The organism is Sphingomonas sp. (genome assembly GCF_019746015.1).
In the GTDB taxonomy this organism is placed as follows: Bacteria; Pseudomonadota; Alphaproteobacteria; order Sphingomonadales; family Sphingomonadaceae; genus Sphingomonas.
Genome location: NZ_JAIESM010000026.1, coordinates 24,385 through 43,079 on the forward strand (window position 1 = coordinate 24,385; position 18,695 = coordinate 43,079).

General features: G+C 67.9%; 20 protein-coding genes. 12 read left to right on the forward strand and 8 right to left on the reverse strand.

Annotated elements, in window-relative coordinates; genetic code table 11:
• Positions 1–15: 15 nt before the first annotated feature.
• Genes K2Y03_RS04010 through K2Y03_RS04020 form a run of 3 tightly spaced genes read right to left on the reverse strand, consistent with a single transcriptional unit; the run spans position 16 to position 4,280 of the window.
• The gene (locus K2Y03_RS04010; RefSeq protein ID WP_294088445.1) at positions 16–351 is read right to left on the reverse strand and encodes a P-II family nitrogen regulator; all 336 of its coding nucleotides are present in this window, start codon (positions 349–351) and stop codon (positions 16–18) included.
• Between the two features lie 13 nt (positions 352–364).
• Positions 365–2,875, reverse strand: a complete 2,511-nt coding sequence (locus tag K2Y03_RS04015; RefSeq protein WP_294088446.1) for a putative inorganic carbon transporter subunit DabA — start codon at positions 2,873–2,875, stop codon at positions 365–367.
• Between the two features lie 16 nt (positions 2,876–2,891).
• Positions 2,892–4,280, reverse strand: coding sequence for a proton-conducting transporter membrane subunit (locus K2Y03_RS04020; RefSeq protein ID WP_294088447.1), 1,389 nt, complete (start codon positions 4,278–4,280; stop codon positions 2,892–2,894).
• Positions 4,281–4,382: 102 nt separating this feature from the next.
• On the opposite strand from K2Y03_RS04020, the gene K2Y03_RS04025 reads away from it, so the two are divergent.
• A complete protein-coding gene (locus K2Y03_RS04025) occupies positions 4,383–5,246 on the forward strand; it encodes a LysR substrate-binding domain-containing protein (protein ID WP_294088448.1) in 864 nt (287 codons plus the stop codon).
• A gap of 146 nt (positions 5,247–5,392) precedes the next feature.
• Here the strand turns inward: K2Y03_RS04025 and K2Y03_RS04030 are convergent, their stop codons facing one another.
• The gene (locus K2Y03_RS04030) at positions 5,393–5,776 is read right to left on the reverse strand and encodes a hypothetical protein (protein ID WP_294088449.1); all 384 of its coding nucleotides are present in this window, start codon (positions 5,774–5,776) and stop codon (positions 5,393–5,395) included.
• Between the two features lie 138 nt (positions 5,777–5,914).
• On the opposite strand from K2Y03_RS04030, the gene K2Y03_RS04035 reads away from it, so the two are divergent.
• Together K2Y03_RS04035 and K2Y03_RS04040 are read left to right on the forward strand one after the other, a co-directional pair.
• Positions 5,915–7,654, forward strand: coding sequence for a sensor domain-containing diguanylate cyclase (locus K2Y03_RS04035; RefSeq protein ID WP_294088451.1), 1,740 nt, complete (start codon positions 5,915–5,917; stop codon positions 7,652–7,654).
• A 67-nt stretch (positions 7,655–7,721) separates the two neighbouring features.
• On the forward strand, positions 7,722–8,480 hold the full coding sequence (locus K2Y03_RS04040) for an NUDIX hydrolase (RefSeq protein ID WP_294088453.1): 759 nt from the start codon (positions 7,722–7,724) through the stop codon (positions 8,478–8,480).
• A 17-nt stretch (positions 8,481–8,497) separates the two neighbouring features.
• Here the strand turns inward: K2Y03_RS04040 and K2Y03_RS04045 are convergent, their stop codons facing one another.
• Together K2Y03_RS04045 and K2Y03_RS04050 are read right to left on the reverse strand one after the other, a co-directional pair.
• A complete protein-coding gene (locus K2Y03_RS04045; protein WP_294088458.1) occupies positions 8,498–9,049 on the reverse strand; it encodes a hypothetical protein in 552 nt (183 codons plus the stop codon).
• A 250-nt stretch (positions 9,050–9,299) separates the two neighbouring features.
• Positions 9,300–10,031 carry a Bax inhibitor-1/YccA family protein gene (locus K2Y03_RS04050; RefSeq protein ID WP_294088459.1) on the reverse strand — a complete coding sequence of 244 codons (732 nt, stop codon included), beginning with the start codon at positions 10,029–10,031 and terminating at the stop codon, positions 9,300–9,302.
• A gap of 195 nt (positions 10,032–10,226) precedes the next feature.
• Between K2Y03_RS04050 and thpR the strand changes: the two genes are divergently transcribed.
• The 3 genes from thpR (at position 10,227) to K2Y03_RS04065 (ending at position 12,800) form a co-directional block, all read left to right on the forward strand.
• Positions 10,227–10,769: an RNA 2',3'-cyclic phosphodiesterase gene (gene thpR, locus K2Y03_RS04055; protein WP_294088460.1), complete on the forward strand. Its 543-nt coding sequence runs from the start codon at positions 10,227–10,229 to the stop codon at positions 10,767–10,769.
• Positions 10,770–10,825: 56 nt separating this feature from the next.
• Positions 10,826–12,385 (forward strand): MFS transporter, encoded by a 1,560-nt coding sequence (locus K2Y03_RS04060; protein ID WP_294088461.1) that lies wholly within the window; start codon positions 10,826–10,828, stop codon positions 12,383–12,385.
• An 82-nt stretch (positions 12,386–12,467) separates the two neighbouring features.
• Positions 12,468–12,800 (forward strand): PilZ domain-containing protein, encoded by a 333-nt coding sequence (locus K2Y03_RS04065; RefSeq protein WP_294088462.1) that lies wholly within the window; start codon positions 12,468–12,470, stop codon positions 12,798–12,800.
• Here the strand turns inward: K2Y03_RS04065 and K2Y03_RS04070 are convergent.
• Both K2Y03_RS04070 and K2Y03_RS04075 read right to left on the reverse strand, forming a co-directional pair.
• The gene (locus K2Y03_RS04070; RefSeq protein WP_294088464.1) at positions 12,793–13,323 is read right to left on the reverse strand and encodes a superoxide dismutase family protein; all 531 of its coding nucleotides are present in this window, start codon (positions 13,321–13,323) and stop codon (positions 12,793–12,795) included. The genes K2Y03_RS04065 and K2Y03_RS04070 overlap by 8 nt on opposite strands.
• Before the next feature lie 79 nt (positions 13,324–13,402).
• On the reverse strand, positions 13,403–14,761 hold the full coding sequence (locus K2Y03_RS04075) for an aldehyde dehydrogenase family protein (protein WP_294088471.1): 1,359 nt from the start codon (positions 14,759–14,761) through the stop codon (positions 13,403–13,405).
• A 100-nt stretch (positions 14,762–14,861) separates the two neighbouring features.
• Between K2Y03_RS04075 and K2Y03_RS04080 the strand changes: the two genes are divergently transcribed.
• From K2Y03_RS04080 to K2Y03_RS04105, 6 genes are all read left to right on the forward strand, one after another.
• Positions 14,862–15,107 (forward strand): exodeoxyribonuclease VII small subunit, encoded by a 246-nt coding sequence (locus tag K2Y03_RS04080; protein WP_294088465.1) that lies wholly within the window; start codon positions 14,862–14,864, stop codon positions 15,105–15,107.
• 7 nt (positions 15,108–15,114) lie between these two features.
• Positions 15,115–16,014, forward strand: a complete 900-nt coding sequence (locus tag K2Y03_RS04085; RefSeq protein ID WP_294088466.1) for a polyprenyl synthetase family protein — start codon at positions 15,115–15,117, stop codon at positions 16,012–16,014.
• 131 nt (positions 16,015–16,145) lie between these two features.
• Complete coding sequence (gene coaD, locus K2Y03_RS04090; protein WP_294088467.1) at positions 16,146–16,667, forward strand: pantetheine-phosphate adenylyltransferase; 522 nt, start codon at positions 16,146–16,148, stop codon at positions 16,665–16,667.
• A 65-nt stretch (positions 16,668–16,732) separates the two neighbouring features.
• Entirely contained in the window at positions 16,733–17,515 is a 783-nt protein-coding gene (locus tag K2Y03_RS04095) for a peptidylprolyl isomerase (protein ID WP_294088468.1), read from the forward strand.
• On the forward strand, positions 17,512–18,141 hold the full coding sequence (gene tsaB / locus K2Y03_RS04100; RefSeq protein ID WP_294088473.1) for a tRNA (adenosine(37)-N6)-threonylcarbamoyltransferase complex dimerization subunit type 1 TsaB: 630 nt from the start codon (positions 17,512–17,514) through the stop codon (positions 18,139–18,141). The genes K2Y03_RS04095 and tsaB overlap by 4 nt, the downstream gene beginning before the upstream one ends.
• Positions 18,138–18,614, forward strand: a complete 477-nt coding sequence (locus tag K2Y03_RS04105) for a GNAT family N-acetyltransferase (protein WP_294088470.1) — start codon at positions 18,138–18,140, stop codon at positions 18,612–18,614. Before tsaB ends, K2Y03_RS04105 begins: the two co-directional genes overlap by 4 nt.
• The last annotated feature ends 81 nt before the right edge of the window (positions 18,615–18,695 follow it).

The window sequence follows — 18,695 nt, forward strand, 5'->3', positions numbered from 1 at the left end:
CAAACGTCGCCGCGATCAGGCAGCGACGAAATAGTCGGAACGCAAGACTTCGACATCGCTGACGAACAGAACGCCCGGCTTGTGCATAAAGATCCGCCCGATGTTGCGCGCGGCCTGCCGCACCGCTTCGGACGGGCCGACGCCGACGAACATCACCAGACCCGTGCGGTCGTTGAAAATGGTGCGCGCCTGGTGAAAGCCGCCATGGCCCATGCCGGCGACGTCGCGCAGGATCGTCCAGCCGCCAAGCCCGGCATCGCGCAGCGCGTCTTCCACCAGCTTGGCGTCCTCGGCCTCGACGACCGCCTCCACCTTGCGCATCGGATGCAGTTCGCCATCTTGAAGTGACATGTAACTTCCCCTGTTAGAAATCGACGAGTGCCGAGCAGCCGGTGCCGTCGGCCATCATTTCGGTGTCCGGCCGCCAGCGCTGGGCCGCGCCGGTCTCCGGATCGACCACCACCAGCTGCACCCAGCCATTGCCGAACAGCCGCCGCAGCACCGCCTGCCCCGCCACCACCTGCTCGACCAGGGCATAGGGCGCCTGGACGATGGTGAGCAAGCGCTGCGGCACATGCGCGGGCGTGCCGTCGTCATGGAACAGCGCCTGCATCGGCAGGCCGACCGCCAGATCGCCACCATTGCCGCGCAGCACGCCAATGCGGCCGACGGGGTTATGGATGGTCTTGTCGCCCGCGCCGAAGCGGCGATTGTCGAGCGTGGAGAACAGATACTGGCAGTTGATCCACTGCGCGACCACCATCGGCGCGGTCAGGATGGTGGCCAGCGCCTCGCCCGTCGGGTCGATCCGCCAGTCATAGCTGTGCAGGAACGAGCGCCCCTCCAGATCGATATCGGCGGTGAAGCTGCGCTGCGCGACGATGAAGGCAGCGTTGCCGGCCAGCCCCCATTCGGGCCGCACCTCGCCCCAATGCGCCGCACCCGTCGCCAGATCGTCGGCCGGGCGGTGGAGCAGCTTGGCCCGCCGCGCGCGATTGGCGACCCCGGCGCGCGCCAGCGCTGCGCGCAGCTTGGCCAGATCCTCGGCATGGCTGGCGGGCAGGCAGCAGGTGTCGAACAGCGTCACCTCGTCCACCGTCGTGTCATGCTCGGCGGGCACGAAGATGGTGTCCTCGGGGATCGCCTCGCCCTCTGCCGCCAGCGCCGCGCGCACCGCCGGATCGTTCATGATCGCTGCCATCGCGCGGGCATTGGCGGCGCCGCCATGGCCCGCACAGGCGCCGCAGTCATAGGCCGCGCCATAGGGGTTGTTGACGGTCTGGCCGCGATGTCCGGCCAGCACTACCAGCCGCGCGGTGCGCCGCTCCATGCCAGTGAGCGCAAACAGCGCGCGGGCATAGGCCAGCCGCTCCTCGGCACTGAGGCCGGCATCGCCGCCCGGCACCGGATCGAGCGAGGGGGCAAGCGCAGCGCCATCCCCCTTCATCGCGCGCGCCATTTTCTGCGCGGCGCGCGGCAGCAGCGTGCTCGCCACCATCAGCGCGCCGGCGAGCGGGCCGACCGCTTCGGCAGTGGCGAAGGCGGTTGCCGCCCCGCCCTTCATCGCGCCGAACAGGTCGCGCGTCGCGGCCGAGCGGCGCTCCAGCGCAATCGCCTCGCGCGCGGCCTTTTCCTGGCCAGGTGCTGCGACCATGGTCAGGTCCTGCTGCGGCTGGACGAGCACCGGCAGCTGGCGGGTGCGCGGGCGGTTGGGCTCGCGCACCGCGATCATCAGGCCGAAAAAGCCCGCATAGCCGAAGGTTTCGAAATTGCCCTCCGCCTCGAACGCGCGGCGATAGGGTTCGCTGCGCACGTCGATGCACATCACCAGCTGCGCGTCGGGGCGGGTGGCGCGTGCCGGCGCCTGCGGCCGGGCGAGCCGGGGGACCAGCATTTCGCGGTAGCCGACCTCGGCCGCACGCTGGAAAATCGCGCCCAGCGCATCCTCGCCGCCGGCCGACACCTGCTGCAGCGCGTCGCCGCCGGCATCGATCGAGAAACCGAAATGCTGCGCCAGTTGCTGCGCAACATCGGTAACCACCGGCGCCAGGCGCGGCCGCATGCGGGTGGCGGGGGCGGCCCGCACCACCAGCAGCTGCAGCGCCAGCAGCGAGGCCATGTCGGCCGGGGCATGCGCCACCAGCTCGGCATCGACATGGTCGGTGCGCCAGCGGATGTGCCCCGCCCAGCCGGGCAGGCGCGCGATCAGCCGCTGCAGGAACAAGATGCGGTCATCATCGTCGATGCCCAGCACTTCCAGCCCCTGCGTCACCGCATCGACCGCATCGCGCGGCACCGAGGCGAGCAGCGCGCGCAGATCGCCCTCGGCCAGGCCCTTGAACACCGGGTCATGCCCGATCAGCGTCAGCACCGCTCGGTACAGGCCCTTGTCGCGCCCGGGCATCGCGGCGGACGCCGTGCCGCCGTCGAAAAAGGCCGCGCACCATTTGGCGACCAGGTCCATCGCCGGGTCTTCCGCCGCAATCCGCGCGGGGTTGAGCGGCAGGCGCGTCAGCCGCGCCATCATGCAGTCGAGCATCGAAACGCCGGCACCAACCGGGTCAGCGGCGGCATCCGCCCCGCCCAGCGCGACGACGGCCGCGTCGCGCAGCGCCGCTTCGCTCAGCCGGCCCTGCGCCAGCAGGCGGCGCCACAGCTGCAGCGGCAGCGCGGCATTGGCGTCGAACAGCTCGGCCCCTTCCTTGACCGCATCTTCAAAGGGCAGCTCTTCAAGCCCGGTGAGCGGGTTGACGGCAATCGCCCCGTCGAGCGGCCACACGGGCGGCACGATCCGTTCGGCGATGTTGATCTGCAGCTCGGTCTCGGCGCGGCGCTGTTCGGGCTGCACCCGCAGCGGCGGATAAGCGATGTTCATGGTCATATGCCTTTCTTCAAGCAGCCACGCCGGCGTTCAGCAAGCGCACATAGAGACTGGGGGGCAGCGCGTTGCCGCGCAGCGCCTGCCACACCCACACCCCCAGGAAGGGAAGCGCGGCGGCCAGCGCAATCACCCCGGCGACCGGCGACACGCCTTCCGCATGCGCCATGCCAGCGCCGATCAGCGTCAGCCCGGCGGTATGCGCCACCACCAGCGCCACGACAAAGCCCAGCAGCTGCACCCAGCGCCCGGTCTTGCTGCGCATCGTGCCAAGCGCGGTGGCGAGGCCGGTGGCGGTTGCCAGCAGCAGCGGCAGCAGTGCCGCCTCGCTGCGGCCCATGGCGACCAGGGCAACGCCGCCCGCCACCACTGCGGCCGAGATGACGCCCAGCGTCGCCCCGTCGAGCTTGCTCATCGCGGTGTCGGTCTGCCCGCCGATCGCCGAGCCCGAGCGCAGGAACAGCCATGCCTTGAACAGGCCGTGCGCGACCAGGTGCCAGAGTGCAGCGGCATAGGCGCCCATCCCGCACGACAGGATCATGAAGCCCATCTGCGCCACCGTCGATCCGGCGAGCGCGCGCTTGATGTCCGGCCGGACCAGCGCGATGCCGGTGCCCCAGAGCGCGGCGATGATGCCGGCGACCACGGCGGCGATCTGCACCAGCGGCGCGGCTTCCATCACCGGCGCGAAGCGGATGAGGAGGAAGCCGCCGGCATTGACGAGACCCGCGTGCATCAGCGCCGAGACCGGCGTCGGCGCGGTCATCGAGCCGATCAGCCAGCCATCAAAGGGCGGCAGCGCCGAGCGCGCCATCGCCGCGACCAGGAACAGCGCGGCGACCACGGTCAGCACCACCGGCTCGAAGCTCAGCTCGGCGCTCAGCATCGCCTTCAGCTCGATGCTGTTGGCGTGGATCGCCAAAATGGTGAGCGCGACCAGCAGCGCGGCATCGCCGATGATGAAGGTGCGGCGTGCGCGCGCCTCGGCCGCGCGGGCCTCCGCCCAGCCATCGACATGGCCGATCAGGCTGGCGAGCAGCTGGCCGCTGGCCAGCCAGCCCAGCGCCAGCGCAATCGCGTCTTCAGCGGCAACCGCCAGCAGCACGCTTGACGCGAGCAGCGCGACGGTGACGGCAAAGCTGCGCGGCGCCCGGTCGGCGCGCATATAGCGGCTGGAAAAAGCCAGCGCGATGGTGGCGACAAAGCTGGTCAGCGTTATCAGCGTCAGCACCAGGCCATCGGCCTGCACCTCGCCCAGCGCGGCCGCAACCGCCAGTGCCAAGCTCGCCACCAGGCCAAGGGCGGCGCCCAGCGTTGCCCGCTCGATCGCCTTGGCCCCATCGGCGCTCAGCGCGAGCGCCGCCCCCATCACCAGCAGACCTGCCGGAATCAGCATCATCATGGTAAAAGACCCTCCGTTGGGTGGGCCGATGGCGGAACGATCACCATTTGCAAAACGATTAGTTGAAATGTTATGCATTGAATACGTAAATGATAGGCGACCATGCCGCACCGAACGCTTGACCTGGACCTGCTGCGCGCTTTCGTGACCGCCGCCGATGCGGGCGGTTTCACCCGCGCGGGCGCGCTGCTGGGGCGTACCCAGTCGACGATCAGCCTGCAGATCAAGCGGCTGGAAGACTCGCTGGGCGGCCGCCCGGTGTTCCAGCGCACACCGCGCCTGTTGAAGCTCACCCCCGATGGCCAGGCGCTGCTCCACCATGCCCGCGCGATGCTGCGGCTGAACGACGCCGCGATTGCCGAACTGGTCGAACCCGAAGTGGCCGGGCGGGTGCGGCTGGGCGTGCCGGAGGATTTCGCCACCGCCCATCTGCCGAGCGTTCTGGCCGCCTTTACCGACGCGCATCCCCGCGTCGAGCTGGAGGTGACGTGCGACCTGACGCTCAACCTCCACGCCAAGTTCCGCGCGGGCGAGTTCGACCTGGTGCTGCTGAAGCGCGAGCCCGATGTCGCGATCGAGGGAGTGCGGGTGTGGCGCGAACCGCTGATCTGGGTCGCGCGCGACGCGCAATCGGTGCCGGCGGACGGCATTGTGCCGCTGATCGTGTCGCCGGCGCCGTGCGTCTATCGCCAGCGCGCGACGGCGGCGCTCGATGCGCATGGCCGGCGATGGCGGATTGCCTATACGTCAACGTCGCTGGCCGGCACGCAGGCGGCGGTCAGCGCCGGGCTGGGGGTGGCGGTGCTGCCGCGCGAAATGTGCCCGCCGGCACTGGTGATGGTGGGCACCGATGGCGCCCTGCCGGCACTGGCCGATACCGAGATCGCGCTGATCGAAGCGCCCAACGTCTCCGTCACCGCGCACCGCTTCGCCCAGCACATCGCCGCCGCGCTGGAGCGATTTTAGGGCTGGATCACGCCGCTCCCTCAAGTCGATCGAAAATAGGGACAGTCCCCATTTTTTTCTAAGGGACTGTCCCTATTTTAGGCCGGCGCAGCCCTGTTGGAAATGCCCGCAAGAAGACGCGATCCGGTGTCCACGAGACGCTCTACTTAAGCCGGCGGCGGCACCAGCCCGATCAGCTTCAGCACCACCGCCTGCGCCACCATCACCGCCAGCCAGTGGAGCGCATCGCCCATCACCGATCGTGGCGCCTGCCCCCGCGCCAGCCCGGTCACCGCCAGCACCGGCAACACGAAGCCGATCCAGATCACCACCGCACTCGCCACTGCCATCACCCAGGGCGAGGCCTTGTCGGGCGCCAGGATCAGCGCGCCCGCCAGAATCGACGCCAGCCAGAATTCCGCCAGCACCGCCACCAGCCCCAGCGCCGGCGACGCGCTGCGCCCGCCGAGCCGCAGTGACAGTCCGCCGATCGCCAGCCCCGCGATCGTCGCGATGACAATTGGCACCAGATTGATCATGATGTAGATCATCGTCGCCCCCGCCGTTCATGCAGCGCCTAGCAGACGGCCAGTTAGGGCACATCATCAATTAACCAAAGGCCGCTAGACCGGTTGAGAATGTTGGCCATTACCCACGGAACACCCTCCGCAATCAGCTGGCGGCGCGTCGTGACGATTGCGCTTGCCTATGGCGTGCTGGCGGTGGCGATGATCCGGCTGACGCGATTCGACGACGGCCTGGCGACCTTGTGGGTGGCATCCGCGCTGCTGATGGCGGAACTGCTGATCGCGCCCAATCCCCGCCAGCAATGGGCCACCATCCTTGGCTGCGGCACGGCGATGTTGACCGCCGGCGTGATGCTCAACTTCACCTTCTTTGGCAGCGCCCAGCTGGCGCTGGCCAATATCGGCGAGGTGATGCTGACCGTCATCCTGCTGCGCCGATTCGGCCATGCGCGAACCTATTTCGAAAGCGCTGCCGGCGTCGGCTGGTTCGCGCTGTCGGTGGCCATGGCAATGGCCGCAGTCGCCATTCCGACGGGCGTGCTGCTCAGCCTCTCGCTCGACCGGCCATGGACCAATTTCGCCTTTGCCTGGTTTGCCGGGCACGGGCTGGGGCTGGTGGCGTTCACGCCGCTGTTCACCCTGATCCTGACCGGCGAGGCACGCCGCCGCCTGACCGAGATAACGGCGCGCGAACTTGTGGAGGGATGGGTTCTGCTCACCTCGCTGCTGGCGGTCTGCGTCGCGGTGTTCAGCCAGGCGGTCTATCCCGTGCTCTACCTGCCGGTGCTGCCGCTCATGATCATTGCCTTCCGGCTGGAACGGCTGGGCACGATGCTGGGCATCGTCATTCTGGCGGTAACGGGGACGGCGGCGACGGCGCTGGGCCATGGCCCGTCCTTTGTCGGTGAAAATCTCGACATGCACATCCGCCTGTTGCAGACCTTCCTCGCGGTGACGGTGCTGACCGTGCTGCCCGTCGCCGGGGAGATGAAGCATCGGCGCGAGATCATGCGGCGGCTGCGCGAAAGCGAGATGCGCCACAAGCTGATCACCGAAAGCGCCACCGACATGATCATCATGCTGGGGCGCAGCGGGCACATCACCTATGCCTCGCCATCGACGCTGGAAGTCACCGGCTTCCCGCCCGAGGATCTGCTGGGCCTGCATCCGCATGATCACCCCAGCGGCCCCGACCGCGAGACGATGGCGCTGGCCAGCGAACAGTCCCGCACGCTGCGCGACAAGCCGTCGATCGTCGAATATCGCGCCTACACCGCCGATGGCACGCTGCGCTGGTTCGAGGCGCATACCCGCACCACCTTCGACGCGGAGGGCCATGTATCGGGCTGGGTCACGGCGGTGCGCGACATTTCGGCACGAAAGGCGCTCGAGCAGCGGCTGGCGCATGCCGCCACCACCGATCCGCTGACCGGCCTTGCCAACCGGCGCAAGTTCGACGCGATCATCGACCGAAAGATCGCCGCCGCCGCCAATGGCACAGTGCAGGGCTGCGTCGCGCTGTTCGACATCGATTTCTTCAAGCGCGTAAACGACGAGTTCGGCCATGCGGTGGGCGACCTTGTGCTGGAAACCTTTGCCAGGGCCGCGCAACGCTGTGTCCGCGCCGGCGACCAGGTCGCGCGGCTGGGCGGTGAGGAATTCGGGCTGATCCTTGATGGCGCAACGCTAGACCAGGCCGCGCGCGTGTGCGAGCGCGTGCGCGAGGAAGTCGCTCAGGCGATCACCACGACGCCAACCGGCGCCGCCGTGCGCGTTACGGTAAGCGCTGGGATCGCGCCGATCAGCGCAGAGCAGGGCCGCGTGCAGTTGATGCGCGCGGCCGACGAAGCGCTGTACCGGGCCAAGGCCGGAGGGCGCGACCGGCTCGCCTTCGCCGCCTGACGCCCCCCGCACCTTTCCCGCGCCGCCGGGGCTTGCCGCCAGCCGATTCGCGCTTAGGCTCGGGATGATGACCGACACCATGCCAGAAGCCATTCCCGCCGCCACGCTGGTGCTGTTCCGCGACCGCGCGGGCGCCCCGCCCGAGCTGCTGATCGTGGAGCGGGCGAAGGCAATGGCCTTTGCCGGCGGCGCGCTGGTTTTCCCCGGCGGGCGGATCGACGCGGGCGACCGCGCACTGGCGCTGGAGCTCGCGGCCGATCCGTTGATCGATGCCGCCCGCATCGCCGCGATCCGCGAGATGATCGAGGAAGCCGGCGTTGCCGTCGGCCTAGCGCCGCATCCGACGCCGGACCAGCTCACCGCGATCCGCGTCGCGCTGCATGCCGGCGAAACGCTGGGCGCCGTCCTCGACCGCCACGGCCTGACGCTCGATCTGGCGGCGCTGGAGCCGTTCGCGCGCTGGCGGCCGGCGCATCTGCACATGCGCATTTTCGACACGCTGTTCTTCCTGGCCGCCGCCCCCGCCGATGCCGCGCCGCGCGTCGATGGCACCGAGAATAGCCGCGCCTTCTGGGCGAGCGCCGCGCAGGTGCTGGCCGAGGCCGATGCCGGGCGCGCGACGATCATCTTCCCGACGCGGCGCAATCTGGAACGGCTGGTGCAATTTGCCGATTTCGCCGAGGCGGTCGCCCATGCACGCCGGCACCCGGTGGAGACGATCACACCCTGGGTCGAGGCGCGCGACGGCGCCGACCATCTGTGCATTCCCGAAGGGCTGGGCTATCCGGTCACGTCCGAGGCGATGAGCCGCGTTGATCGGGGGTAACGGTCCGATCGCGCGGGTCAGTTCGGCAGCGCGCCGGCCTCCACCTTTTCCACCCAATAGGGGAAGAAGCTGGGTTCGCGCGTGGACCAGCCCTGGGCGGTGGCGGCCGCCTCGCTGATCGACTGGAGCAGGCGGCGGCGCATTTCGGGCTGCAAATGCGGCAGCGCGGCGGCGGCGCAGAAGGCGGCCGGCAGCCACGGCCGCACGGTGGCGCCCAGCAGCCGCTCATACAGGAAGCGATAGGCCGAAAAGCTGCACAGCCGGCCCTGGCCCAGATCGAAGGCGGAGAGCGACACCAGCTGGCCCAGAAACGCATCGACCTGATCGATGCCGCTTTCGCTGGGGACGGTGGCGCGGATGTCGGGCAGCCGGTCGTACAGGCGATATTGCGCGCGGATGCTGGCGGCCTCGACCACGTCGCGCGACCAGCGGGCCAGCGCGTCGTCGCGTTCCAGCCCAATGTCGAGCGAGCGGCGCACATAACGCTGCGTTGCAGCGCTGAACCCGGCAAACTCTTTCATCTCGGCCAGTGCCATGGCGCCGGCGGCGGGCTTCATCCGCGAACTCATCTCTGTTGTCCCATCATCCTTGTTGCGACCTGTGCATTCTGCGACCGATTTGGTTAACAGCACCTTAGCGATACGCCGCCAAGGTTCGAAAAACACCATATCGCGCTGCACAATGCAATAAGTTTACGCCGGTGTCGCCACTGTGGTTACATTATGACAATAATGTAAGCTGGGGCACCGGCGACCCGGCGCAACAAAAAAGGCCCGGCAGGTTTCCCCGCCGGGCCCAGCGTCTTCGCGACGAAGCTGCTTAGTCGCGGCTGCCGAACAGCCGCAGGATGAACAGGAACATGTTGATGAAATCGAGATAGAGGTTGAGCGCGGACATGATGACCACGCGCCCCTCATATTCGGTGCCGGCCACCTCGGCATACATCGCCTTGGTGCGCTGAGTGTCATAGGCGGTGAGCCCGGCGAAGATCAGCACGCCCAGGATCGAGATGACCAGACCCAGCGGGCCGGACTGGACGAACAGGTTGATCAGGCTCGCCACGATGATGCCGACCAGGCCCATGATCAGGAAGGTGCCCATCGCCGACAGGTCCTTCTTGGTCGTGTAGCCCCACAGACTCAGCGCCGCGAAGCTGGCCGACGTGGCGAAGAAAGCCTGTGCGATCGACAGCGGCGAATAGACCAGGAAGATGGTCGACAGCGACAGGCCCATCGCCACCGCAAAGCCCCAGAACATCATCTGCAGCGTCGCGGTCGACATCCGCATCTGGCCAAAGCTCATGCCGAACACGAAGCCCAGGGGCGCCAGCGTGATGATCCACTTCAGGATGCCGCCGCCCGCAAACACCTGCTCCGCCGCGCCGGTCTGCACGAAGCCGAGCGCGACGATGCCGGTCAGCAGGATGGCCGACAGCATATAGTTGTAGACCGAGAGCATGTAGGACCGCAGCCCCGCGTCGTACGCGGCGCCGCGCAGACCCGCACTGGCCGCATAGGCGGCGCCCGGCCGGGGATCAGACCAATTTGCCATGTGAAACAAACTCCGTTGCCCGGGAAACACCCCGGATAGGCGAAATATCGGGTTTTTCAATGCAGCTTTCAAGCAAAACCGGTATCGGCCGGGCGCACCGCCGGGCAATTTCTGTGCCATTGTACAGCAGCTTAACGGCGGATGAATGCCGCCGCCCTCGACAGGCGTGCCATTGCAGCGCAGATTTGGCGCGCGATGCACAGGCTTTTCATCGGTTTATGCCCGCCGCCGCCGATCCGTGCCCGGCTGCTGGCGATCATGGGCGGCGTGCCCGGCGCGCGCTGGCAGGACGATGCGCAACTGCATCTGACGCTGCGCTTCATCGGTGAAGTGGACGGACGCGTCGCGGCTGACATTGCCGATCTCTTGGCGACCATCCATGCCCCGGCGCCAAAGGTGGCGATCAGGGGCGTGGGCGCGTTCGACAGGAAAGGCCGGCCCGACGCGATCTGGGCCGGCGTCGCGCCCGCCGCGCCGCTCGCCGCGCTCCACCGCAAGATCGACCATCTGCTCGTCCGCCTCGGCCTGGCGCCGGAGGGGCGCGCCTTCGTGCCGCACATCACGCTTGCCCGGCTGGCGCGCGGTGCCGATGCGCGCGCGGCGACCGATGCCTTTCTGACGCGCCATGCGGGCCTCACCAGCGATATGTTCAGCTGCGACGATCTGATCCTCTACGAAAGCCATCTCGGCCATGGCGGCGCAGCCTATCGCGTCGCCGCGCGCTGGCCCCTGGGTTGACCGCCGGGTTGACCGCCGGCCGGGCTCTGCTAGGCGACGGTCAAAAGGGGAAGCGCATGGACCAGCCCGCCGGGGAAACCACCCCCCGCACCACAGCCTACGCCTGGTATGTCCTTGCCGTGCTGTTCGTCGTCTATGTGCTGAACTTCGTCGACCGGCAGATCATCTCGATCCTGGCGGAGGACATCAAGCGCGACCTCCATCTGCGCGATGAGGATCTGGGCTTTCTCTACGGCACTGCCTTTGGCGTTTTCTATGCGCTGTTCGGCATTCCGCTGGGCCGGCTGGCGGACAATTGGCACCGGGTGCGGCTGATGACGCTGGGGCTGGCGCTGTGGTCGACGATGACGGCGCTGTCGGGCTTTGCGCGCAGCGGCACCGCGCTTGCCGGCGCGCGGATCGGCGTGGGCATTGGCGAGGCAACCGCCAGCCCGTCCGCCTATTCGCTGATTTCGGACTGGTTCCCCAAAAGGCTGCGCGCGACCGCGCTCGCCATCTATTCGGCCGGGCTTTATGTCGGCGGCGGCCTGTCGCTGGGCATTGGCGGGCTGATCGTGAAGGGCTGGAACCAGGCCTATCCCGATGGCGGCCCGCTGGGGCTGAGCGGGTGGCAGGCGGCGTTCCTGATCGTCGGCATTCCCGGCCTTGGCCTTGCCCTGCTGATCGCCACGCTGCGCGAGCCGCCGCGCGGCCAGTCCGAGGGATTGCCGCCGCCCCCGCCCCATCCGGCGCCGTTTGCCGCCTTTTTTCAGGAACTGGTCACCATCGTGCCGCCGCTCACCCTGATCGGCGCGGCGATGGGCGGGGCGCGTGCGCTGATCGCGAATCTGGCCGGGCTGGCGGTGATCGCGGCGGCGGTGACCATGCTGGTGCGGCTGGGCGAGCCGGTGCCGCAATGGGTGGCGGTGGGGATCGGCGTCTATGCCGTTTATTCCTGGGCCGGCGCCCTGCGGCGGCGCGACCCGCCCACCTTTGCGCTGATCGTCGCCAATCCGGCCTTTTTGTGCACGGTCGTCGCCTATGGCCTGAATGCGTTTCTCAGCTATTCAGTCACCTTCTGGGCGCCGCCTTATGCCATTCGCGTGCTGGGCGCGACGCCGGCGGAGGCCGGGTTCATCATCGGCGGCATGGGCGCGCTGTCGGGCTTTCTGGGGGTGACGATCGGCGGGCTGATCGCCGACCGGCTGCGCCAGCGCCATCCGGCCGGGCGGCTGATGGTCGTCATCTTCGGCGCGGTGGTGCCATCGCTCGCCATCGCCACCGCCTTCACCACCAGCAGCATCACGCTGTTCTACATCATGCTGTTCCCGGCACAGGCGCTGGCAAGCTGCGCGCTGGGCGCGGCGGCCGCCACCACGCAGGATCTGGTGCTGCCGCGCATGCGGGGCACCGCAACCGGCACCTTCTTCATCGGCACCACCCTGCTGGGGCTGGCGATGGGGCCCTATCTGGCGGGCCGCGTCTCCACACTGTCGGGCAGCCTGTCGGTCGGCGTGCTGACGATGCTGGCAACGGTGCCGGTCGCGCTGATCGCGGCGATCATGGCCTATCGCCTGGTGCCGGTGGCCGAGGCCAACCGGGAAGCCCGCGCGCGCGCCGCCGGCGAAACCGCGTAAGCACTCCGTTAACCACAAGGCGGTAGTTCCAACACCGTAGTCCTACCGTATGGACGGCAGGGGTGATCGCAAGGGGTGTGCGATGCTATCGGTCGAATTGCTTGTGGCAGAAGGAGATAACCGCCGCGCGCCGCGCCGCCGGGTGCGCATGCCCGGCCGCATGACCACCAGCAACAGCTGGCGCGCGGTGTGCCGGATCGTCGATATTTCGCGCTATGGCGTGCGGCTTGAAACGCTGCACGCGCTGCCGGTGGGCCAGCCGCTGTGGATCACCCTGCCCGGCGAACGCCCCCGCAAGGGCGCGGTCGCCTGGGCCGATGGTCAGCAGGCCGGCTGCGTGTTCGACAAGCCGCTCGACAAGGCACTGGTCGACAGCCTGATCGCGCGCTTCAGCGAGCCAGACACCGTCAATTGAGCGCGAAGACACCGCAGGCAATGCGCGCGCCGCTGTTGCCCGACGGGTCGCTGACCTGATCGTCGCGCGCGGCATGAACGATCATCGCGCTGCCATCGCTATCGAGCAGCCCCGCCATCGTCGCGCCCTTGATGGTGACGCCCAGCGTGCCGTGCCCGTCATTGCCAACAATCAGATTGGGCAGGTCGCCCTCATGCGGGCCGGCAGGGTTCATCAGGCCATGCTTGGTCGCAGCCGGGTTCCAATGGCCGCCCGCCGTCATGAAATCGGTCGGATCACAGCGGCCAACCGCATGGATATGCGCGCCATGCTCGCCCGGTGGCATGCCCATAACGTCCACCGTCAGCCGCAGGCCGCCCTTGGTCTGGCGCGCGGTGGCGCGGCCGACATCGGCACCGGTTGCGGTGCGCAGCGATGCAATCGCCACCGGCCCCGTGGTCGCCTTGCCCATATCCTTGGTATAGCTTGCGCAGCCACCAAGCAGGGCGGCACCGGCGACGAGCGCCGGGAACAGGTTGCGCATTATCTCTCTCCCATTTGCCCGCCCCATGATCGCGTTAGGCAACAGATTGCGTTTTGCCAAGGTAAATGAAGCTGGTTTCTCACGCCATCATCACGGTTTTAAGGTTCATGAACTCGTGCATCCCCCATGGCCCCAGCTCGCGGCCATGGCCCGATTTCTTCACGCCGCCAAAGGCCGCCTCGTTCATGCTGGCCAGCACCTGGTTGATCGCGGTCATGCCGCACTCCAACCAATCCACGAAATAGTCTTTTTCGGCCGCATCGCGCGTCCACACGCTCGAGCCCAGGCCAAAGGGCACGTCATTGGCCAGCGCCACCGCCGCCGCCGCACTGTCGACCCGGAACAGCATGGCGACGGGGCCGAACAGTTCTTCCTGCGCGATCGGATGGTCGGCCGGCACCCCGGTCAGCACGCCGGGGGTGAGATAGGCACCGGGGCCGTCGACCACGGTGCCGCCGGCCAGCCTCGCGCCCGCCGCCTGGAACCGGGCCAACTGGTCGAGCACGGTGTCGCGCTGCTCAGCGCTCGACAGCGGGCCGATGACATTGGCCGGGTCCATGGGGTCGCCCACCTTCGCCGCCAGCATCGCCGCGGTATAGCGCTCGGCAAAGGCATCATAGATATCGGCATGGACGATGATCCGCTTGGCGCAGATGCAGCTTTGCCCGGCATTTTGCAGCCGCCCCGTCACGGCCGCCGCCACCGCTGCGTCCAGATCGGCAGACGGCATCACGATGAACGGGTCCGACCCGCCCAGTTCGAGTACCACTTTCTTGAGCGCTGCACCCGCTGCCGCTGCCACCTTCGCGCCGGCCTCTTCGGAGCCGGTGAGCGTCACGGCGGCGACCCGGTCATCGGCGATCAGCGGCGCGACGCCCCCGGCGCGGATCGCCAGATTCTGGAACAGCCCGTCGGGCGCACCGGCCGCGCGCACCCGCTCCTCGATCGCCGCCGCGCAGCCCTGGGTCAGCGAGGCATGCTTCAGCAGCCCGGCATTGCCCGCCATGATCGTGGGCGCCAGAAAGCGCACCACCTGCCAATAGGGGAAGTTCCACGGCATCACCGCCAGCACCACCCCCATCGGCAGCCAGCGCTGATAGACGGTGCCCGCCGCCATCGGCACCGCGACATCGGCCAGCATCGCCGGCCCGGCCTTTGCATAGTATCGAAAGCCGCCGGCGCATTTCATCACCTCGGCCCGGGCGGAGGCGAAGGTCTTGCCCATTTCGGTGGTGGCGAGCGCGGCCAGCCGGTCGGCATCCGCCTCGAACGCATCGGCAATCGCTTCCAGCAGGCGGGACCGCTCTGCAAGGCCGGTCTGCCGCCATGCGATCTGCGCGGCATGGGCCCGCGCCACCGCCGCTTCCACCTGATCCGGCGTCATTTCGGGAAGCCGGTGCGCGATCGCGCCGGTTGCCGGGTTGATGCATTCGAACATCGCCATTCGTCCTTTTCTGTCGCGTCGCTGCCGCCGCTTTGCGGGGCCGGGGCGCTCTCGTGCCTTGACCCTCCTCGCCCGCCTGCCCCATAGCGGCAAAATGCACGGTTCGGAAACGATCGAGACGATGCCTTTTGAAGAGGCGCTGAAGGAGCTGGAGCGGATCGTCGCCCGGCTTGAAAGCGGCGACGAGGCGCTCGACACCTCGATCGCGCTTTACGAGCGCGCCAGCCAGCTCCGCCAGCGTTGCGTTGACCGGCTGGATGCGGCACAGGCGCGGATTGAGGCAATCCGTCTTGATTCCGAAGGCCGGCCGGCCGGCACCACCCCTTTTGCAGCGAGCTGATTTCCCTATGGCCGAAGCCTCGATGGCTCTGAAAGCGGCACTTGCCGATGTTTCCGCCGAGATCGACCAACGGTTCGACCAGTTGCTGGCGGTCCCCGGCGATCCGCGCGCCGACCTGTATCGCGCGATGCGCCATGCCGCGATCGGCGGCGGCAAGCGGCTGCGCCCGCTGCTGGTGTTCGCAACCGCCCAGCTGTTCGGCGTTGATCGTGAATGCGCTGCCCGCGCGGCCATCGCGATCGAGTGCATTCATGTCTATTCGCTGATTCACGACGATCTGCCGGCGATGGACGACGACGATCTGCGCCGAGGCAAGCCGACCGTGCACAAGGCATTTGACGAGGCGACCGCCATTCTGGCGGGCGACTGCCTCCATGCGCTTGCTTTCGAAGTGCTGGCCGACCCGGCCACCCATGCCGACCCGTTCGTGCGCGCAGAGCTGGTGTTCGACCTGGCCCGCGCCGCCGGCCCGTCTGGAATGGCCGGTGGCCAGATGATGGACATCGAGGCCGAAAAGTCGAGCTTCGACCTGCCCACCATCACCCGGCTGCAGGCGCTGAAGACCGGCGCCCTGATCGCCAGCTCGGTTGAAGCGGGCGCCATTCTGGGCAAGGTGCCGCCGGAAGGGCGCACCGGCCTGCGCGGCTATGCGCGCGATGTCGGTCTCGCCTTCCAGATCGCCGACGACCTGCTCGACCATGAAGGCGACGAAGTGAAGATGGGCAAGCGCGTCGGCAAGGACGAGGCGCAGGGCAAGGAAACCTTCATCACCCTGCTGGGCGTGGAACGCGCCCGCGAGCAGGCGCGCATGCTGGTCGATCAGGCCATCGCCCACCTCAATCCCTATGGGGCGGAGGCCGATCTGCTGCGCGACATCGCCCGCTTCACGCTGGAAAGAGACCGTTAAGCAGTGCGCGGCGGGCGCCGGCAGCGTCACCCCGTCGGGACCGCGCCGGCCCGCCCGATGAACATCGCGCGGAACATGGCCGTGGCGACCCCGGCCGCTGATGCCACCACCTTTAGCCTTGGGGGCCGTTCATGACCATCCGCACCGGCGTCTATCCCGGCACTTTCGACCCGCTCACGCTGGGCCATCTCGACATCATCCGCCGCGGTGCGAAGCTGGTCGACCGGCTGGTGATCGGCGTCACCACCAACCCCAGCAAATCGCCGATGTTCACGCTCGCCGAACGCATGGCGATGGTGCAGCGCGAAGTCGCCGGGCTGGAGGGCGAAATCCATGTGGTGAGCTTCGATTCGCTGCTGATGGACTTTGCCGAGCGCGAGGGGGCGAGCGTCATCGTCCGCGGGCTGCGGGCGGTGACCGATTTCGAATATGAGTTTCAGATGACCGGCATGAACCAGCAGCTGAACAACCGGATCGAAACGATCTTCCTGATGGCCGACGTCGCGCTGCAGCCCATTGCCAGCCGCTGGGTGAAGGAAATCGCGATCTATGGCGGCGATGTGCGCAAATTCGTCAGCCCCGCCGTCAACGCCGACGTCGTCGCCCGCGTCGCACAACTCGGCCGCAAGGGAACGACCGGCGGACACGCTTAACGTTGGCGCTTACCGCAATTTGCGTTAAGCGCGGCGCATCAGCTCGATTCCGGCACGGTGAAATAATGCGCTTCTTGATGTCTTTGCTGGCGGTTTGCAGCTGGCTGATCGCGGCGCCCGCCAGTGCCCAGCTGGTCGAATCGTTCCGCACCAAGCCTGCCGACATCAACGACAAGGAAAACATCCTCTATCTGGACCTGTCGACCGGCGGCCGCGTGACAATCTGGCTGCGCCCCGATGTCGCGCCCAAGATGGTGGAGCGGGTGAAGATGCTCACCCGCAAGCATTTCTATGACGGGCTGACCTTTCACCGTGTGATTGACGGCTTCATGGCGCAGACGGGCGACCCCAAGGGCGACGGCACCGGCGGCTCGGACCTGCCGGACCTGCCGGCCGAGTTCAACTATCTGCCGCACACGCGCGGTGCGGTGTCCGCCGCGCGCCAGGGGGCCGCGCCAGACGCCAAGTCCGAAGAAAAGAAAAAGGCGGAAGACACAGCCAACAGCCAGTTCTTCATCGTGTTCGAGCCCAATATGCGGCTCGACTTCAAATATACCGTGTTCGGCCGGGTGATCGACGGCATGCAATGGGTGGACACGATCGAGCGCGGAGAGCCGCCCATCGCACCGTCCAAGATCCTGCACGCGTATGTCGCTGCGGATAATCCGCCGCCTTATCAGCCGCCCGAGCCGCCCAAACTGGACCCGGGTGCGCTGGGGCCGGCCGTCTCCTTGACCGGCAACGCGCCGCCGGCCGGCACCGCTGGCACGGTCGCGCCCCCGCCCCCTGCTGCGGCACCTGCGGCCAAGGCGCCCGCCCGCAAGCGACCGGCCGGAGCGCGCCGCTGACCGCCACGCGAACGCTGGTCATCGACACCGCGACCGCTGCCTGCTCGGTCGCGTTGATCGAGCATGGCCAGATCATTGCCGAAGACGCCGCCACCGTCGGCCGGGGCCATGCCGAACGACTGCTGCCGATGATTGCCGCACTTCCCGATGGTGGGCGCGCTGGCGCCGTTCTGGTCGATTGCGGCCCCGGCAGCTTCACTGGCATCCGTGTCGGCCTGGCGGCCGCGCGTGCGCTGGGGCTGGGCTGGGGCGCCAGCGTGCATGGCTATTCGTCGCTTGCCTTGCTGGCGGCGTCATTTTTTGCGCAGGCGCCAGATGAACAGGCAATTGCCGCCGTGCTGGAAGGCGGGCATGGTGAGGTGTTCATGCAGCATTTCACTGCCCGCCCCTTTGCCGCTGTCGGCGGCATCCTGTCGCTGCCGCCGGCGGCGGCCCTGGCGCAGCTGGGCGGCGGCGCGGTGGGCAGCGGGGTGAAGTGGCTGCGCCCGATCGCGCCCGATCTGGCGGGCAAGGAAGCGCTGCCCGTCGCGCGCGATGCGCTGCTGCTCCCGCCCGATCTTCTCGCGCTCGCCGCGCAGCCAATCTATGGCCGCCCGCCCGACGCCAAACCGATGCCGCAGCCATGACCGGCACGCTGAGCGTCGTCGATCTGCGCAGCGCGACGCCGGCACACCTGCCCGTGGTCGAAGCCATCATGCAGCGCGCCTTCGACCCGCGCTATGGCGAAGCCTGGACCCGTGCCCAGTGCCTGGGGATTCTGGCGATGCCCGGCGTCTGGCTGACCATGGCCAGCGTCCAGGGGACAGCCGCCGGTTTTGCGCTGGCGCGCGCCGGCGGTGGCGAGGCCGAACTGCTGCTGCTGGCGACGGACCCCGCATGGCGCCGGCGCGGTGTCGGCAGTGCCCTGATGCGGTCGGTGGTCAACGACGCACGATTTCGGTCGGCCGGCAGGCTCTTTCTGGAAGTGCGCGCTAACAACGATGCGATCAACTTCTATAAGTTGTTGGGATTTGCCAAGGTTGGTGAGCGGCGCGGCTATTATCGTGGGCCGGGCGGGCAAGCTTTTGATGCCTATACCTTGGAACTCAAGATAAGCTGAGGCAGTTTATCGGTTGGTCATTAGGTCTTGCATCATCTGTCATATCGGCCGATAGCGTTGTCATCCATCGCCTGGCGATGA

What these genes read in the sequence shown, in the direction of transcription:
- K2Y03_RS04010 (WP_294088445.1), bottom strand. Translation starts at nt 351, where the DNA reads ATGTCACTTCAAGATGGCGAACTGCATCCGATGCGCAAGGTGGAGGCG.
- K2Y03_RS04015 (WP_294088446.1), bottom strand. Translation starts at nt 2,875, where the DNA reads ATGAACATCGCTTATCCGCCGCTGCGGGTGCAGCCCGAACAGCGCCGC.
- K2Y03_RS04020 (WP_294088447.1), bottom strand. Translation starts at nt 4,280, where the DNA reads ATGATGATGCTGATTCCGGCAGGTCTGCTGGTGATGGGGGCGGCGCTC.
- K2Y03_RS04025 (WP_294088448.1), top strand. Translation starts at nt 4,383, where the DNA reads ATGCCGCACCGAACGCTTGACCTGGACCTGCTGCGCGCTTTCGTGACC.
- K2Y03_RS04030 (WP_294088449.1), bottom strand. Translation starts at nt 5,776, where the DNA reads ATGATCTACATCATGATCAATCTGGTGCCAATTGTCATCGCGACGATC.
- K2Y03_RS04040 (WP_294088453.1), top strand. Translation starts at nt 7,722, where the DNA reads ATGACCGACACCATGCCAGAAGCCATTCCCGCCGCCACGCTGGTGCTG.
- K2Y03_RS04045 (WP_294088458.1), bottom strand. Translation starts at nt 9,049, where the DNA reads ATGAGTTCGCGGATGAAGCCCGCCGCCGGCGCCATGGCACTGGCCGAG.
- K2Y03_RS04050 (WP_294088459.1), bottom strand. Translation starts at nt 10,031, where the DNA reads ATGGCAAATTGGTCTGATCCCCGGCCGGGCGCCGCCTATGCGGCCAGT.
- thpR (WP_294088460.1), top strand. Translation starts at nt 10,227, where the DNA reads ATGCACAGGCTTTTCATCGGTTTATGCCCGCCGCCGCCGATCCGTGCC.
- K2Y03_RS04060 (WP_294088461.1), top strand. Translation starts at nt 10,826, where the DNA reads ATGGACCAGCCCGCCGGGGAAACCACCCCCCGCACCACAGCCTACGCC.
- K2Y03_RS04065 (WP_294088462.1), top strand. Translation starts at nt 12,468, where the DNA reads ATGCTATCGGTCGAATTGCTTGTGGCAGAAGGAGATAACCGCCGCGCG.
- K2Y03_RS04070 (WP_294088464.1), bottom strand. Translation starts at nt 13,323, where the DNA reads ATGCGCAACCTGTTCCCGGCGCTCGTCGCCGGTGCCGCCCTGCTTGGT.
- K2Y03_RS04075 (WP_294088471.1), bottom strand. Translation starts at nt 14,761, where the DNA reads ATGTTCGAATGCATCAACCCGGCAACCGGCGCGATCGCGCACCGGCTT.
- K2Y03_RS04080 (WP_294088465.1), top strand. Translation starts at nt 14,862, where the DNA reads ATGCACGGTTCGGAAACGATCGAGACGATGCCTTTTGAAGAGGCGCTG.
- K2Y03_RS04085 (WP_294088466.1), top strand. Translation starts at nt 15,115, where the DNA reads ATGGCCGAAGCCTCGATGGCTCTGAAAGCGGCACTTGCCGATGTTTCC.
- coaD (WP_294088467.1), top strand. Translation starts at nt 16,146, where the DNA reads ATGACCATCCGCACCGGCGTCTATCCCGGCACTTTCGACCCGCTCACG.
- K2Y03_RS04095 (WP_294088468.1), top strand. Translation starts at nt 16,733, where the DNA reads ATGCGCTTCTTGATGTCTTTGCTGGCGGTTTGCAGCTGGCTGATCGCG.
- K2Y03_RS04105 (WP_294088470.1), top strand. Translation starts at nt 18,138, where the DNA reads ATGACCGGCACGCTGAGCGTCGTCGATCTGCGCAGCGCGACGCCGGCA.